Origin of the sequence: Bacillus sp. SJS, assembly GCF_000732485.2 — a bacterium.
In the GTDB taxonomy this organism is placed as follows: domain Bacteria; phylum Bacillota; class Bacilli; order Bacillales; family Bacillaceae; genus Metabacillus_B; species Metabacillus_B sediminis.
In genome coordinates this window covers 19099-34167 of record NZ_JAQV02000018.1, presented here as the reverse complement: position 1 = coordinate 34167, position 15069 = coordinate 19099, and the positions used below count along the sequence as shown (strand labels likewise).

Annotated in this window: 15 protein-coding genes; 3 read left to right on the top strand and 12 right to left on the bottom strand. The window is 44.4% G+C overall.

Features of this window, described 5'->3' with window-relative positions; all coding sequences use genetic code 11:
- Positions 1–38: 38 nt before the first annotated feature.
- From AS29_RS10270 to AS29_RS10260, 3 genes are read right to left on the bottom strand one after another with little or no spacing between them, the layout of a single operon-like run.
- A complete protein-coding gene (locus AS29_RS10270) occupies positions 39–347 on the bottom strand; it encodes an AzlD domain-containing protein (RefSeq protein WP_035413714.1) in 309 nt (102 codons plus the stop codon).
- Positions 340–1062 carry an AzlC family ABC transporter permease gene (locus AS29_RS10265; protein ID WP_035413713.1) on the bottom strand — a complete coding sequence of 241 codons (723 nt, stop codon included), beginning with the start codon at positions 1060–1062 and terminating at the stop codon, positions 340–342. The genes AS29_RS10270 and AS29_RS10265 overlap by 8 nt, the downstream gene beginning before the upstream one ends.
- Before the next feature lie 14 nt (positions 1063–1076).
- Complete coding sequence (locus AS29_RS10260; RefSeq protein WP_035413779.1) at positions 1077–1628, bottom strand: helix-turn-helix domain-containing protein; 552 nt, start codon at positions 1626–1628, stop codon at positions 1077–1079.
- 79 nt (positions 1629–1707) lie between these two features.
- Between AS29_RS10260 and AS29_RS10255 the strand changes: the two genes are divergently transcribed.
- Complete coding sequence (locus tag AS29_RS10255) at positions 1708–2079, top strand: hypothetical protein (protein WP_035413711.1); 372 nt, start codon at positions 1708–1710, stop codon at positions 2077–2079.
- Positions 2080–2488: 409 nt separating this feature from the next.
- Here AS29_RS10255 and AS29_RS10245 read toward each other — a convergent pair whose 3' ends face one another.
- The 3 genes from AS29_RS10245 to AS29_RS10235 all read right to left on the bottom strand — a co-directional run bounded on the left by AS29_RS10245 (position 2489) and on the right by AS29_RS10235 (position 5598).
- Complete coding sequence (locus AS29_RS10245; RefSeq protein ID WP_035413707.1) at positions 2489–3265, bottom strand: enoyl-CoA hydratase-related protein; 777 nt, start codon at positions 3263–3265, stop codon at positions 2489–2491.
- On the bottom strand, positions 3262–4824 hold the full coding sequence (locus AS29_RS10240; RefSeq protein ID WP_035413705.1) for a fatty acid--CoA ligase family protein: 1563 nt from the start codon (positions 4822–4824) through the stop codon (positions 3262–3264). Before AS29_RS10240 ends, AS29_RS10245 begins: the two co-directional genes overlap by 4 nt.
- 126 nt (positions 4825–4950) lie before the next feature.
- Complete coding sequence (locus AS29_RS10235; RefSeq protein WP_051860893.1) at positions 4951–5598, bottom strand: hypothetical protein; 648 nt, start codon at positions 5596–5598, stop codon at positions 4951–4953.
- Positions 5599–5912: 314 nt separating this feature from the next.
- Between AS29_RS10235 and AS29_RS10230 the strand changes: the two genes are divergently transcribed.
- Positions 5913–6230: a DUF3784 domain-containing protein gene (locus AS29_RS10230; protein WP_035413703.1), complete on the top strand. Its 318-nt coding sequence runs from the start codon at positions 5913–5915 to the stop codon at positions 6228–6230.
- Positions 6231–6424: 194 nt separating this feature from the next.
- Here the strand turns inward: AS29_RS10230 and AS29_RS10225 are convergent, their stop codons facing one another.
- The 3 genes from AS29_RS10225 to AS29_RS10210 all read right to left on the bottom strand — a co-directional run bounded on the left by AS29_RS10225 (position 6425) and on the right by AS29_RS10210 (position 10379).
- Complete coding sequence (locus AS29_RS10225; RefSeq protein WP_035413701.1) at positions 6425–8140, bottom strand: pyruvate oxidase; 1716 nt, start codon at positions 8138–8140, stop codon at positions 6425–6427.
- Between the two features lie 489 nt (positions 8141–8629).
- The gene (locus AS29_RS10215) at positions 8630–9619 is read right to left on the bottom strand and encodes a lipoate--protein ligase (RefSeq protein ID WP_035413774.1); all 990 of its coding nucleotides are present in this window, start codon (positions 9617–9619) and stop codon (positions 8630–8632) included.
- Positions 9606–10379 carry an MBL fold metallo-hydrolase gene (locus tag AS29_RS10210; protein WP_035413697.1) on the bottom strand — a complete coding sequence of 258 codons (774 nt, stop codon included), beginning with the start codon at positions 10377–10379 and terminating at the stop codon, positions 9606–9608. Before AS29_RS10210 ends, AS29_RS10215 begins: the two co-directional genes overlap by 14 nt.
- A gap of 221 nt (positions 10380–10600) precedes the next feature.
- On the opposite strand from AS29_RS10210, the gene yhfH reads away from it, so the two are divergent.
- Positions 10601–10735: a protein YhfH gene (yhfH, locus tag AS29_RS21020; protein ID WP_082883808.1), complete on the top strand. Its 135-nt coding sequence runs from the start codon at positions 10601–10603 to the stop codon at positions 10733–10735.
- A 119-nt stretch (positions 10736–10854) separates the two neighbouring features.
- Here the strand turns inward: yhfH and AS29_RS10205 are convergent, their stop codons facing one another.
- The 3 genes from AS29_RS10205 to AS29_RS10195 form a co-directional block, all read right to left on the bottom strand.
- On the bottom strand, positions 10855–11880 hold the full coding sequence (locus AS29_RS10205) for a LacI family DNA-binding transcriptional regulator (RefSeq protein ID WP_035413695.1): 1026 nt from the start codon (positions 11878–11880) through the stop codon (positions 10855–10857).
- A 268-nt stretch (positions 11881–12148) separates the two neighbouring features.
- Entirely contained in the window at positions 12149–14356 is a 2208-nt protein-coding gene (locus AS29_RS10200) for a YhgE/Pip domain-containing protein (protein WP_035413693.1), read from the bottom strand.
- A 75-nt stretch (positions 14357–14431) separates the two neighbouring features.
- Entirely contained in the window at positions 14432–15004 is a 573-nt protein-coding gene (locus tag AS29_RS10195) for a TetR/AcrR family transcriptional regulator (RefSeq protein WP_035413691.1), read from the bottom strand.
- Positions 15005–15069 lie beyond the last annotated feature (65 nt).

Genomic DNA, 15069 nt, shown 5'->3' with positions numbered 1-15069 from the left:
GTACTAGTGTAAGTCAAACAGGGCCTAAATAGAACTGCTCAGCTAAAAAAGTACGCGTATCCCATGACTGCGAGAATTGAAGCAAGCACAACGAAAATAACATTCCAGCCAAGGTACCCGGCCGCGAATGCGGCAGCCGCTCCCACAGCACCGAATATAAATCCTTTATCCGTCATGAAGATGGCGGGAACAATCAATGCCCCAAGAATGGCATAAGGGACATTTTTCAATACATTCTGCAGGAAATCCGGGAGAGCCGAACCTCTGAAAACAAGAAAAGGGACCATTCTTGGAATGTAGGTAGCCACTGCCATACCTGCAATAAGGAGAATCATGGATTCACTCATTTTCCGTTGCCTCCTTCCTCCCTCTCCAGATCAGTTCGACCCCTATAGCAGAGATAAGCGTGGCAAGCACAATCGACCAGCCTCCTGATAAATATCCAGATAGAACAAGGAGGGAATTAAAGACGGCCGCACTTGCCGCAAGGACCATGACTTTGCGCTGGCCTTTTAGTGAAGGCACAAGGAGACCGATAAAAAGTGCGTACAAAGCAATCGACATGCTCTCCTGGAGGAGAACCGGCAGCAGGTTTCCTGCCCAGTGGCCAATTCCGGTAAACACAACCCAGCTTGAATAAGAAATGAAAATTAATCCAAACATGTAGCCTGTGGTGAGCCTGCCCTCTTTCAGCGATGCAACCGAAAACGTCTCATCCGTTATCCCGAATGCATATAGTGCTTTTTTCCATGAAGGAGCTTCCTCCGCCCGCTCATTTAGAGATGCAGCCATCAGAAAATGGCGGATATTCAAAATAAATGTGGTAAAGACAATTTCAAAAGCTCCCGTTCCGGCTGCAATCAGATTCAATGATATGTATTGAGCCGCTCCCGCAAAAACAAACAAGCTCATCATCACCGCTTCAGCCAAACTTAAGCCGGTTGATTTTGCAATTAACCCAAACGTCAGGGCAACCGGCATATACCCGACCGCAATCGAAATGCCCGCCTGCATCCCTTCTCCGAACGATGATTTTCTTTCATATGCAGCAGCTGGCTGCATACGATCCCCTCCTATCATGGATAATAGATTAGCAGATGACAAACCGCCTTATCATTGGTCTTGTTTTCATAAATATGATTCTCGTGAGCCCTGAATCTCAATGCGTCCCCTTTACCCAGAGTGATTACCCGGCTTCCAATTTCAACTGAAATACTGCCTTCTGCCGCATACAAATATTCCTCTGCTCCTCCATGGTGCGGGTCCGATACCTGACGGCAGCCTGGCAGCAACTCCATCCGGTAAATTTCAAACCGGCGGGATTCCTCGTAAGGAAAATAGGAGAATACTTGATACAAACCTTCATTTCCTTTAATCGCCGCTGCTTCTATCCCCCTAACAACTGAAACCTCACTCTCTTTTTCTTCGACTAAAGAAGAAAAAGAGACTTCCAGACCATTGGCAATTTTCCAAAGAGTGGACACGGTAGGGCTCGAATCCCCGTTCTCAATCTGGGAAAGCATTCCTTTGCTCACCCCGGAAAGGGCGGAAACCCGGTCCAGACTTAAGCCCCTCATCTTACGGATCCGTTTTAGATTCATCGAAATCTGCTTTTGAATATCAATCATCTCTGCTCCTTCAATTTGTTTTATATAGTATACAATTGTTTGATTTTTTGAACAAGTTTGATTATTTAAGGGGATATTCATGAAAAAAATTCTTATATCGGCGATTCTGTTAGCAGGCATAGCAGCCGGCTGTATGCCTCAGACCGAAACATTTTCTGAAATTTACGGGAAAAATTTGAATAAGGTAACGGAAATTCACCTTACAAAAGGAAATGGCGAAACGAAAACCATAAAGGAAAAATCCAAAGTAAAAGAATTCCTTGCCAACCTGAAAAATGTCAAATTCATACCGGATAAAAACCAGGATAAAGGAGCCGGATATGCCTATTCAATCAAGCTTTTTGAGGGGAAAACGGAGATGTTGTTTTTTAGCACCAACCGGATAAAAGACTATAATTATCATTCTAATCCTGAAGTAAGTTCTATTGCAGATGAGGCTTGGGCTAAATGAAAAACGAAAAAAGGATGGAAGGCGGAGCTCAAAGAAGTGGTGCCAGTCCCGCAGTATTTTACCGTACTAAAGCTCTGGTACTTCCTTTGAAAACCGTTGGGCTATAAGCGTTTATCGGCAGATGCCACTGTCCCCCGCTGAAGTGAAGCATAAGGGGACTGGCACCGTGCCAGTCCCCAAAGTTTTTACCGCACTAAAGCTCCGGCACCTCCTCCGAAAGCCATTGAGCCACAAGGGTTAATCGGATGGAGCCTCTGTCCCCTGATGCGGTGAAGCATGACGGGACTGGCACCGGCCGCACCCAGTGTAGTAAAACCCAGCCAACTAGTCCTCCGGGCACCGACTCCGCACAAAAAAGCTGACCCCAAAAGAGGCATCGTTTCCCCTTTTTAAGCCAGCCGCTCATTCATTATCTCCCTTTAAACTCCGGTTTTCGTTTCTCGCTGAATGCCTGAAGCGCTTCTAACCGGTCTTCCGTTGGAATGGTTACTTCGTATGCCTTCCGTTCAATCTGCATGCCTGTCTGCAAATCAGTGTTCATTCCATTTTTCACTGCGAACTTAGCCTGCTGGACGGCAATAGGCGCGTTTTGGGCGATAGCTGCAGCCCAGTCCATGCATGTATCCATCAGCTGCTCAGATGGAATGGCTTCATTAATTAAGCCGTAAGCAAGCGCATCTGCTGCAGTCAATTTTTTCGCTTTTACAATAAGTTCGAGCGCTTTGGACGTACCAATCAATCTTGGCAGGCGCTGCGTTCCCCCTGCTCCGGGGATAATGCCAAGTCCTGTTTCGGTAAGGCCGATTTGAGTATGATCCGACATAATCCTGAAATCGCAGGCTAATGCAAGCTCCAGCCCTCCGCCAAATGCAAAGCCGTTAATCGCTGCAATGACAGGCTGAGGAAGCTGTTCTATTTTCGTCAGCACTTCGCCCATTTTAAACAGATTCCGTTTCACCTGTTCATCTGTAAGTGTCTTTCTTTCCTTCAGATCCGCTCCTGCACTGAACGCTTTTTCGCCGGCTCCTCTGATAATGACGGTTCGAATTTCCCGGTCAATCCGGATTTCTTCCACTGCCTGTTCCAGATCAAGGAGCGTCTGGTAGCTGAAGCAGTTCAGTACGTCCGGACGATTAATGGTGACATGGGCTATGCCATTTCCCTTTGAAAAATCAATCAGACTCATAAACGTGATCTTTCCGCAACTTGCTCCTTGAGTGCACGGCGAAGAATTTTGCCGGTTGTATTTTTAGGCAGTTCATCCAAAAATTCTATGACGGATGGTACTTTATATTTTGCAAGCTGCCCTTTCCCATACTCAATTAGTGACTCCGCTGTTAAATTCGGGTTCGTCGTCACAATATAGCATAGAACCGCTTCCCCCTGCTCCGGGTCTGGTATTCCAAGCACCGCAGCCTCTGTAATTTCAGGATGATTGTAATAAACCTCTTCTACTTCGCGCGGATATACATTATACCCGCCGACAATAATCATGTCCTTTTTCCTGTCGACGATGTAGAAATAGCCTTCCTCATCCATTCTGGCAAGATCACCCGTATAAAGCCATCCGTCACGAATCGTGTGGGCGGTTTCCTCCGGCATTTTGTAATAGCCCCTCATGATATTAGGCCCTTTCGCAATCAGTTCTCCTACCTGGTTCGGAGGGACTTCTTCGCCAAGTTCGTTCACCACTTTGTTTTCAACGTTCAGGATGTTCATCCCGATTGATCCGGCTTTTCGCGGCCGGTCCAGAGGATTAAAGCACGTTACCGGCGACGCCTCCGATAATCCGTACCCCTCGGAAATAACCACTTTAAATTTCTGCTCAAAGCCCTTCAGAAGCGCAACAGGCATGGAGGCTCCTCCCGAAATGCACAGCCTCAGCGACTCCACATCTTCTTGAAGTCCATTCTCATATTGAAGCATAAAGTTATACATGGTCGGAACTCCCGCAAATACGGTTGCCTGATATTCCTTGATCAGCCTGAAGACCTCTTTAGGGCTAAACCGCGGAACAATAATGAGCGAAGCACCGTTCATTAGCGGGGCATTTAAAGACACTGTCAGGCAAAAAACATGAAACATCGGGAGGGTAGCAACGACTTTGTCCTGGTCATTCATTTTTAAATACGCGGCAACATCCGAAGCGTTGCTGTAAATATTTTTATGAGTCAGCATGGCGCCCTTCGGCTTCCCTGTTGTTCCGGATGTATACAAAATGACAGCAAGATCCTCTTCATCAAGCTTTGGAGGGCTAAAGACAGAACTGCCCGCTGACAGCATACTTGTAAACGATTTCATTTTTGTCCGGATCGATGCGTCTTCTATATTGAATGGCTTATTTTCTGATGGAGGTGTTTCACAAAAAATTATATGCTCAAGTCCAGGGAGCTGAGCATCCATTTGTTCAAACATCGGCAGCAGCAAATCCAGTGCAATGATCCCTTTGACATCTCCATTGCTCAGGATATAGCCAATCTCAGCCGGTGTATAAATTGGATTCACCGGAATAACGGTTGCACCTGCTCTTAATGCTCCATACATGCCAATGACAAAATAAGGAGAATTCCCAAGCAATAATGCCACATGATCCCCTTTTTCAATGCCCATTGACTGCAGATTTGCTGCAAATTGGCTGACCATCCCATCAAGCTGATTGTAAGAAACAGCTTGCCCTTCAAAATAATAAGCTGGCTTTTCCCCATATTGCCCAGCTGTTTCAGATAACCGTGAACTTACATTCATTCTCCCAACCCCTAACAATGAATGAATAGTCATTCATTATATTTTAAAAAAATTCTAAATATATTATATTAAAAGAAAACGAAATGGACAAGGCTTAAACCGACTTTCTTCCTAAAAATGGAGAGCTTAATTGACGTCACAAGCCATGCCATCATGATCACGGTCTAAATCATGCGGATCCTTTCCAGGGCCTCCGGCAGCGTCATAAACCGCCTGTGCATCAGCCTGTGACGAAAAATCTCCGCAATCCAGGTCAGGTCCAAAAGGATCGAATTCGGACGGCTTATCCGACGGTGTTTCAGGCTCGCCGGCACTGTCATCGTAAGCTTGGACCGGCTCTGCTTTTTCTTGAGACTGCTTGAAGGCATGATCCAGAACCTGCTTCATCTCTTCCTGATGAGCTTTAGTCATTTTGTCTTCCGCTGCTTTAACGGCTGCCTGAATGTCCTGCGTTTTTTTCGCTTCTGCATCAGCAAGCTGCTGCTTCAGCTTTTCAGCAGTCTGTTCATTTTCCTTTCCGGTGCTCTCAGCCTCTTTCAGCTGCTGCTTAAGCTTTACAATTTCTTCGTCAGAGGAGGAGTCTGTCTTTACCGGCGTTTCCTCTACCACAGAGGCTTGTCTGTTTGTCACCGGCTGGTCAAGCATGAGGAAAAAGACAGCAAGAATTCCAGCTGCTCCAATCGCAATTTTTCTTTTAGCCGATTCATGCAGCCGCATAACCATAAAGATCAGCACAGCAAGCAATAAAATACTTATCCAGGTTAATAATGTCATTTTCCGCCTCCTGATTTCTTGATAATTCCATTTTAACACGGGAAAAGGCGGAATTTTTTAAAAAATATAACTCTTTTCTTGTTCAATAACTCGAAAAAATTTTAATCAGCAGATCAACATCTGGTAAAAGACCTCAACCATTATTTCATTTGGTTTAATTCCTAGATATAGGTTAGCACCGAAGTGATCATACATTGAAAAGAGAGCTGTCTATTTCCAATTAATGAAACTTATAATTCACTAAGAACGTATAAATATTTTAAACTTCGATTCTCTGGCCAATAGAGAAACTTATAGAAAGGAGGCAAATTTTTATGGGAGCTGCTATGCTTGTTATTTCAATACCTTTCTTTATTTTCGCTATCACACTATCGAAAGGAAAAGGAGCATCAATACTTGCAGGTTATAATACAATGTCTGACATTGAAAAGGCTCAATACGATGAAGTAGCTTTGTGCAAATTTATGGGTAAAATTATGTATGGTATTAGCTTGAGCATATTATTATTTGCATTGAATGAGATGTTAGAAAACCAAGTTTTATTTGTTATTGGTCTTATTCTGCTTTTAACTCTAATTATTTTTGCATTGGTGTATTCCAATACAAGAGATAGATTCAAAAAGAAAGTTTAATGATAATCAAAAGTGGACTTCACATCTTGAAGTCCTGAATACATTAATTGAATCCACACTAATCATTAACATAGCCAAAAGAAAAAAATAGTTTAGTTAATTGAAGCGGAAATCAGCCATGCTTTTTCCTATTCAAAGCAAACGGTTTGCGAAAACGGTCAAAAATAAAAAAAGAAAAGCCCGCAGGCCCTTCTTTAAAACAATCGCTTGATGCTTTTCCCAATCGGAGGAAGTGTGACACTTTTATCTGAAAAGAATTTCTTGACCATGTATTCTGTGTAATGAACAGCTTGACCGTACGAAATATTTCCGGGAAGAGGGGGTTCTTCTTCAACCTGAACATCCAGGATCACCGGTTTATCCGCTTTCAGTGCCTGCTTGAGAGCAAGCCTCATTTCCTCGCGGTTTTGGATGCGGGCACCAATTCCGCCGCATGCCTCCGCGAACTTTGCGAAATCTATGCTGCCGAGCTCAGTTCCATATTCAATGTGGCCCATTTCCTGCTGCTCGTAATGAATCATACCGAGCTTTTGGTTATTGAAAATAACAATGACGATGGGCAGTTTATAGCGGACCGCTGTTACAAAATCGTGCATGACCATTGAAAAGCCGCCGTCTCCACAAAACGCCCAAACCTGCTTATCCGGTTCGGCAATCTTGGCAGCAATTGCTCCAGGAAGACCGCAGCCCATTGTGGCAAGCCAGCTCGAAATGACCATTTTTTGCCGATCGAGGTCAAGATACCGCGCCGCCCAGACCGTAACATTACCTACATCTACAGAGAGAATTGCGTCGTCATCAAGAACCTGCTGCACCTCTGCCATAACCTGCGGAGGCATGAGTTGATCGGTTTCTTCTGATTTATCTTTTTCGATTTCCTTCCTCCAGCTTTTCACCCGCTTTTGGCTTTCCTCAAGAAACTTCCGATCCTCTTTATACGGAATAATGGCTGTCAGCGATTCCAGGACTCGTTTTGAATCCCCATTCAGCCCGCATGCAACCGGATACCGCTTGCCAATAAACTTTGTTTCACGATCAATTTGAATCGCGTCCGCCTTTTCCGGCAAAAACTCCCGGTAAGGATAGGACGTTCCGATCATAATCAATAAATCGGTTTCCTGCATTGCCTGATAGGATGGCTTAGTCCCGAGCTGTCCGAGATGACCAAGGCAATGAGGATGCAAATCTGGAATCGCGCCTTTCCCTGGAAGGGAAACGGCGACAGGTGCGCCAATTTTTTCGGCAAATAAGGCCAATTCTTCTTTTGCACCGAGAGCGCCTTTTCCTGCGAGAATCACCGGCCGTTTGGCCCTCTCAATCATTTCTGCAGCAAGCTTCATGTCTTTTTGATCCGGGAATCCGGTTGTATCTGCTAATATATCAGAGGTTAAGGGCTGATCCCAATCCGCTTTTTCAGCAAACAGGTCATCCGGCACGATTAAAACAGCCACCCCATTTTCAGCATAAGCTGTTCGGATTGCCTGATTCAGCATATCTGGGAGCTGCTCGTGGGATTCGGCACGCTTGTTATATACGGCGACATCGTCAAACATACGCTCCAAATTGACTTCCTGAAAGGCGTCGGTTCCTACCTGCGTGCTATGTACCTGCCCGGCCAATACCAATACAGGAGCGCCGTCGGCTTTTGCATCATATAGTCCGTTAAGCAAATGAATAGCTCCCGGTCCTGCAATAGAAAGACAAACGCCAATTTTTCCTGTGAGCTTTGCGTAGGCAGCTGCTGCAAGGGCCCCTACCTCTTCATGTCTAACCTGATAAAACTGCAATTCATTTTTCGCTTTTCTTAATTCTTCTACAAACTCATTAATGGAATCTCCCGGCATTCCGTAAAGATGGTCGATTTCCCACTTTTCCAGGATCTCAGCCATGATTTCCCCAGTTCTGGCCATGATTATTCATCCCTTTCTGTATCAAGAAAGCCTACTTTCTTTCATACCCGCTTCGAGAATTTTGAATCTTAGAAAGGAAGGCTGGAGCAGGAAACGGTAAGACGCTTTGCTTAAAATCATTGGGTAAAACGCAAAAAAAGGAATTATTTGATGACAGTGGCGGTGGAGGTGCCAGTCCCCAAATATTTTACCGTACTAAAGCTCAGGCACCACCCTCTTCAAACTTTTGGTACGTAAGGATTCAGCGGCCTGCCTCTCTGTCCCCCGCTGCGGTGAAGAAGAACGGGACTGGCACCGTGCCAGTCCCCGAAAATTTTATCGCACTAAAGCTCTGGCACCCACCTCTTCAATCTGTTGATACACAAGGGTTCAGCATCCTTCGTCTCTGTCCCCCATTGCGGTGAAGAATTGCGGGTCAGGCACCGCCCCAGCCTTTTTTCTCACAAAAAAACTGACGTCTAAGGAATCCCTTATACGCCAGCCTCCCAATTAATAAAGCAAATCCAAAAACTGTTCTTTCGATACATTTCCGAAATAATGCTGGACATTGACGGGTCTCATCATCTTTTCAAGCTCGGATTTTTCATAGCGCGATCCGGTTAGCAGCTCTTCTATTTCAGTAACATCGCCTACGCCGAAAAAATCTCCGTAAATTTTGCACTCATGGATCATTCCTTTGCTTACTTCCATACGGACATCAATTTGTCCCACTGGGAAGCGATGGGAATGCTGGAGATTGAATTTCGGAGACTTCCCGTAATTCCAATCCCAATTTTGATAGCGTTCTTCTGAAAGCTTGCGAATCTTGTTCCAATCATCCTCTGTTAAAACATATTGAGGCACTTCCCCGTTCGTATCAAAAATATAGCTTAGCAGAAGCGATCTGAATTCCTCAATCGTCATTTTCTTTTCCAAAAACTCACTGATGTTTGCAACGCGGCTGCGGATTGATTTTATCCCTTTTGATTCAATCTTATCTTTTTTCACAACGAGAGCTGACACGACATTCTCTATTTCAGAATCGAATAAAAGTGTTCCATGGCTGAACATTCTCCCTCTTGTCGTGAACTGGGCATTGCCAGAGATCTTCCGTCCTTCAGCGAGAATATCATTGCGTCCGCTGAGCTCAGCATCGACACCAAGTTTCTTCAAGGCTTCAATTACCGGTTCGGTAAATTTTTTAAAGTTATGGAAGCTGTCCCCGTCATCCTTCGTTATAAAGCTAAAATTCAGGTTGCCGAGGTCATGATACACTGCTCCTCCGCCCGATAGCCTTCTTACTACATGGAGTCCCTTTTCCTCCACATATTTCGTATTGATTTCTTCTATTGTATTCTGATTTTTCCCGATGATAATAGAAGGTTCATTAATGTAAAACAGCAGATAGGATTGTTCGGGGTCCAAATTTTTGAGGCAGTACTCCTCAATTGCAAGATTCATTCTTGGATCTGTAATATGGTTATTATCAATAAACAGCATTTGAGCCATTCGCGTTTCCTCCCTTGTCTCGGTACCATGTTAACCCTTTTGCTGCTAAAGAAAGCGGCCCCTCGTACAGGGTCTGTGCCTCCGCAAGTAAATCTTCATGATTTCCAAAATGCGGCAAGTGTGTCAGGATGCACTGCTTTACACCGGCATCTCTAGCAATAACTGCAGCATCATGGCTATTCATATGTCCTGCGCTTTTTCCATCTTGCCCTGCGTAAAAATTGCACTCGGAAATCAGCAGATCAGCCCCTTTAGCGAAAGGAATAAATTCCTCTTTAAAACTTGAATCCGCTGTGTAAACAATGACAGACTCTCCATCTGTTATCCGGAACGCATAGCATTCTGCCGGATGATTTGTTTTCAGGAAGCTTATTTGAAAGGGTCCAATTTCAAGCTTTTCGTTTGGATGATAAACATTGCCAAGCGTTGCTTGTTTATAGGTTAGCCTGCTGAAGCCCTCTATATCTCCATTATGTCCATAAATCGGCAAAACGGGAATGTCCTCTTCCAGATAACCGGCCACAAGCCGACCATATTGAAGGGGGCCAACGTCTGCAACGTGATCATGGTGATAATGGGAAATCAGTACCGCATCCAGCTCTTTCAAAGATATATAAAACTGCAGCTGTGATAATACAGCACTTCCGCAATCAATCAGCAAATTGAAACCGTCCTTTTGCAGCAAATACCCGGATGAAGCTTCTCCCGGACCGGGAAAACCGCCCCAGTGCCCGATTACGGTTAATTTCATCGTTCCCTCACCCGCTTTCTAAATGATTCCCTACCGTTCAATATACCCAATTCAGCCTCGGAACCGCAAGCTCAAAGCATTTATGTGTTTCAGCAACAATTTATATGCGGAGACCATCTGCCCATTTTTGCTGTTTTCACACTTTGTTACAAAACAGGTATTGACCTTTTACTCACTGTTATAATACAATATAAATATCAAAACGACATGGAGGGGATAACATGTTAGTTAAGTTGACTGAATTTTTCAGAAACTTACCCGGAAAACAATGCGCAGAATGCGGAAAAGAAATCGAAGAACAGCATGAATGCTATGGAAATACCTGCAGCAGCTGTATGAATGTGCAGGATCTGTAATAGAAAAAAGAGCCGGTGAGGCTCTTTTTTTTGTGGCCGATTAACGGAGGCGGAGGAAATTTAAAGATCCCCACTCCACTCTTCAATGCCATAAAAAAAGCCAAACCGGCTTCTTCCATTTAATATGGAATCCTTGCCAGTTCAGCCTGCATTTTCGTAGATTCACGGATAATCAGCTTCATAGAAAATTTGTGCATTTCCCTGCCGGTGAATTGCCTTAATCTGATTCTTTCCATCATGACTTCCATTGTTTTCAGTGCCATCTCGCAAACCGGCTGCTCTACAGTCGTGATTCTTGGATGCATTAGTTCAGTAATCACTTGATTGTCGAAGCCTGTTACGGCAAGGTCACGCGGAATGTTCCAATTGCAGCGTGCTGCTTCTGATATAACCCCTGCTGCAACTTCGTCAGAGCCTGTAAAGATAGCGGTCGGCCTGTTAGAACCTCTTGATCGTATGGCATTGAAAATATCGATTCCATCTTCACTCGTTATCGCTTCACGAAATGCATCTATTTCATCGAAAGCAATTCCCGCTTCAGCCAGTGCTTTTTTAAACCCTTCCTCGCGGGCATTGGCAACATTGCTTCGATATCTCCCGCAGCAGTAAGCAATTTTACGGTGCCCCATTTCAATCAGGTGCTTCGTTGCCTTATAGCCCGCTTCCTTTTGATCCATAAAAATCATGGGGACATTGGCTCTTTCTTCGAATTCATTGCACAGAACGATTGGTCCGTAATCGAGGTATTCCTCAATAACACTCCAGTCATTCTCAGCTGATGTGAGGATAACTCCATCCACTTGCCTTGTTTTGAGCAGATTTAAGTACATTAATTCCTTTTTGGCGGAATATTGTGTTTGGCATATAATGAGCTGGTGGAAGCTTTCTGATGCTGCGTGCTCGAGTGTTTCAATGAGCTGGCTAAAAAAAGGATTCATCACCCGTGGAATCAGAACCGCAATCACACCTGTTCGCTGATTTCTTAAACTTCTCGCAGCCGAGTTAGGAACATACCCCAGCTCCTCCATGGCCTCCATCACTTTCTTTTTTTTCGCGATAGATACATAGGGGTGTTCGTTGATCACCCTTGACACAGTTGTCCGGGAAAGCCCTGCCCTTCTTGCCACGTCTTCGATCGTTGCCATTTCTCTCCCACCTCTCTCCAACATAAGCAAGCGCTTACATTTTCCATTATATGAAAATGCTTTCATAATTTCAATATAAGATTCATAGAGAATACTTTTTCATGCTGTTCTGTTCATGAACAAGCAGCCTATTAAACTCAACTGCTGATCTCAGCTGGAGCTGCTGGCCAGTGAGGTTGGATCTCTTACATCAATGCTTATGAAAGCCAAGTAGTATATTAAACTAAAAAACCCCGGTCCTTATAAAGGAACCGGGGTTTTTCCACTATTAAAGAGCTTCTTCAGAAACCTCTTGTCTGTTTTTCCGAACCTGGAAAAACATATAAGTGATCGTACCAATTATCATAAGCAGCATCATGCCAATCAGTACAAGAGATTGGGTACCAAGGTAGCTGAAGTCGCCGCTTGAAATAACGGCTTTAAATCCAGCAACAGAGTACGTCATCGGCAGCCAGTAGTTAAAGATTTGCAGCGGCTCTGGAATAAGCTCAAGCGGGAAGGTTCCTGCTGAGGTTGTCAGCTGCAAAATCAAAATAATAATGGCTACAAATCGACCAGGATCGCCGAGAGAAGTGACAAAGAATTGAATCAGTGCAAGGAATGTTAAGCTGGTCAGGATGCTGAACAGGATGAACATACCAACACTCTGCACTTCAATTTGAAGACCCATCAGCAGAACTGCGTCTGCCACTAAGGACTGAATAATTCCTACTGCAAGCAATACGCCAAATTTACTGAAGAACCAGGAAAGGGCTGATTTTGGCTCACCCACCGATTGTCTAAGAGGATAGACAATGGAGATCAGCAATGCTCCTACGAATAATCCAAGTGACAGGAAGTAAGGCGTAAAGCCTGTTCCATAGTTCGGCACTTCATTAATCTTTTCGTTTTTGACATCAACAGGCTTTGCCATCATGTCATAAAGCGGGTCTGATCCTTTTGTATCTTTCGTTTGGTCTGCAGCATCTGCCAGTGCCGTGCTGAGTTCAGAGGTACCGCCAGAAAGATCGCCGACCCCTTTATCCAGATCAGAAGCTCCATCTGCAAGCTTGCCTGCTCCGGATTCAAGTTGTCCAGATCCATCTGAAAGCTTGGAAATTCCGGAATTCAGATCCGTGCTTCCGCTTGCCAATTGCGCAGATCCTTCTTTTGCTTCACCTAATTTTTGTCCGAATAATGCTACGCCCTGGCTGAATTCATTAGCTCCGTTGGAAGCATCAGTCAAACCAGTGTTTAGCTTTCCTTGACCTTCAGTCAGCTTACTTACACCGTCTTGAACCTTTTGCTGATTATCATAAACAGCAGAAGCTCCCTGAGCAAGCTCACCAGATTTTCCGGCAATAACGGTTGAATTTTCAGCAAGCTTGCCGACTCCGGCTGATAGTTTATCACTGCCCTGGTTCAGCTGTTCAAGCGCAGCAGTGAGTTCGTTTCGCTTCTCTTCCGGAAGAGCTGCAAGTACAGGTGCCAGCTGCTTCATGTTTGCCTGAAGCTGATCGATGCCAGCTGCAAGCTGTTCTGCACCTTTTTTCGCATCCTGCTGTCCGGCATCAAACTGGGTCAATCCCTGGTTAAGGGCAGCGGCACCTTCACTTACTCTCTTTGTTCCATCCGTAAGCTGAGGCACACCTTGATTTAGTTCCTGCATTTTGCTGTACAGTTCATTTGAACCTGCAGCCAGCTTGGCATTCCCATCCGCAAGAGCCTTTGAGCCGTTTTCAACCTTTGAATATCCTTGGTTCAGCTGGCCAAGTCCCTTATCAAGATCAGCGGCACCTTTAGAAAGCTTTGTCGTACCGTCAGAAGCTGATTGCAAGCCTTCCTTAAAGGTAACGGAGCTTTCTGCAAGCTTCGCTAAATTTTCCTTTAATTTTCCAGATCCGTCTTTAAGCTTACCTGTTCCGGAATCAATTTTTGCTGCACCGTCGCTTGCTTCACCAAGTCCGTCTGCTACCTCTCCAATTTTTCCGAAGATGCTTTCGGCATAGGTCCTGGTTACTTCATTTGCTACTTCTTCCTTGATTTGTTCCACTGCTGTATTCCCAATTTGGGCAGAAAGGAAGTTAAATCCTTCATTCGGAACATATTTCATTTCAAGCTCTTTCGGCTGATCATCCAGCAAGGTTGTCGCATTTGCTGAAAAATTATCCGGGATCTCAATTTTCATGTAGTATTTTTGATCTTTAAGACCTTGATCTGCTGTTTTTTCATCTACAAATTGCCATTTAAACTTGGGATTATCTTTTAAATTATCCACAAGCTCTTTACCGACTTGAAGATTTTCACCTTCATATTCAGCGCCATTATCCTGATTCACTACGGCTACTGGAAGATCTTCCAGATTTTCGTATGGATCCCAAAACGCCCAGAGGAACATTCCCGCATACAAGACGGGGATAAACAGAACCGCTATGACGGGAATCAGTACTTTCTTATTGGTAATTAGCGCCTTCCACTCTTTTGCGAGCAGTGACATGTATAAAACCTCCTGTATTGTACATCTGACTATTTTGTTCATTTAGTCATTTTTCAGCAAAAAAGACAGGATACCCTAAGCGGATAATCCCTTTAGAAAATAAAGTTCAAATAGTTCGGCTATTTTTTCTTTAGGAAGAGGATCGTGATGTTTCTCCCAATCAAAAATAAGAGAGATGTAAAGCTTCAGCATCAAGAACGAGGTCAGCTCCGGATCGCATGGCCGGATTTCTCCTTTAGCTATCGCCTTTTGAATCTTTTGCTTTATATAGCCGGTCACCATTCCTTCTAGACGGGCTACAACTTCCTGGACTGCAGGAGTACCGAGCTCGGTGCTCTCCTGAAAGATCTTGATCGTCAGCTGATGCTTTTTCCGATACTCAAGTACGCTGTACAGTGCACGGTGAGCATTCTCAAAAAAGCTGCATTCCGGACTGATCGCCTCATCAGCTGCATGCTTGATTTCGGCTAAAAGAGTGGTAATGATTTCATCAAACAGTTCTTCCTTGTTTTTAAAGAACGTATAAATCGTTCCTTTTGCTACATTAGCATGCTTCGCTACAAGATCCATCGTCGTTGCTTTGTATCCAAACTGCGTAAAGGATTTTGTTGCCGCCTCGATAATTAACTGCTTCCGGTCTACACTCACCAATTCCACCCCTAAAAATGACCAAATGAACATTTTAGTCAGTTAGTACTTTCAATATACTCTCC

Coding starts and splice junctions, on each gene's coding strand:
- AS29_RS10270 (WP_035413714.1), bottom strand. CDS start 347: ATGAGTGAATCCATGATTCTCCTTATTGCAGGTATGGCAGTGGCTACC.
- AS29_RS10265 (WP_035413713.1), bottom strand. CDS start 1,062: ATGCAGCCAGCTGCTGCATATGAAAGAAAATCATCGTTCGGAGAAGGG.
- AS29_RS10260 (WP_035413779.1), bottom strand. CDS start 1,628: ATGATTGATATTCAAAAGCAGATTTCGATGAATCTAAAACGGATCCGT.
- AS29_RS10255 (WP_035413711.1), top strand. CDS start 1,708: ATGAAAAAAATTCTTATATCGGCGATTCTGTTAGCAGGCATAGCAGCC.
- AS29_RS10245 (WP_035413707.1), bottom strand. CDS start 3,265: ATGAGTCTGATTGATTTTTCAAAGGGAAATGGCATAGCCCATGTCACC.
- AS29_RS10240 (WP_035413705.1), bottom strand. CDS start 4,824: ATGAATGTAAGTTCACGGTTATCTGAAACAGCTGGGCAATATGGGGAA.
- AS29_RS10235 (WP_051860893.1), bottom strand. CDS start 5,598: ATGACATTATTAACCTGGATAAGTATTTTATTGCTTGCTGTGCTGATC.
- AS29_RS10230 (WP_035413703.1), top strand. CDS start 5,913: ATGGGAGCTGCTATGCTTGTTATTTCAATACCTTTCTTTATTTTCGCT.
- AS29_RS10225 (WP_035413701.1), bottom strand. CDS start 8,140: ATGGCCAGAACTGGGGAAATCATGGCTGAGATCCTGGAAAAGTGGGAA.
- AS29_RS10215 (WP_035413774.1), bottom strand. CDS start 9,619: ATGCTGTTTATTGATAATAACCATATTACAGATCCAAGAATGAATCTT.
- AS29_RS10210 (WP_035413697.1), bottom strand. CDS start 10,379: ATGAAATTAACCGTAATCGGGCACTGGGGCGGTTTTCCCGGTCCGGGA.
- yhfH (WP_082883808.1), top strand. CDS start 10,601: ATGTTAGTTAAGTTGACTGAATTTTTCAGAAACTTACCCGGAAAACAA.
- AS29_RS10205 (WP_035413695.1), bottom strand. CDS start 11,880: ATGGCAACGATCGAAGACGTGGCAAGAAGGGCAGGGCTTTCCCGGACA.
- AS29_RS10200 (WP_035413693.1), bottom strand. CDS start 14,356: ATGTCACTGCTCGCAAAAGAGTGGAAGGCGCTAATTACCAATAAGAAA.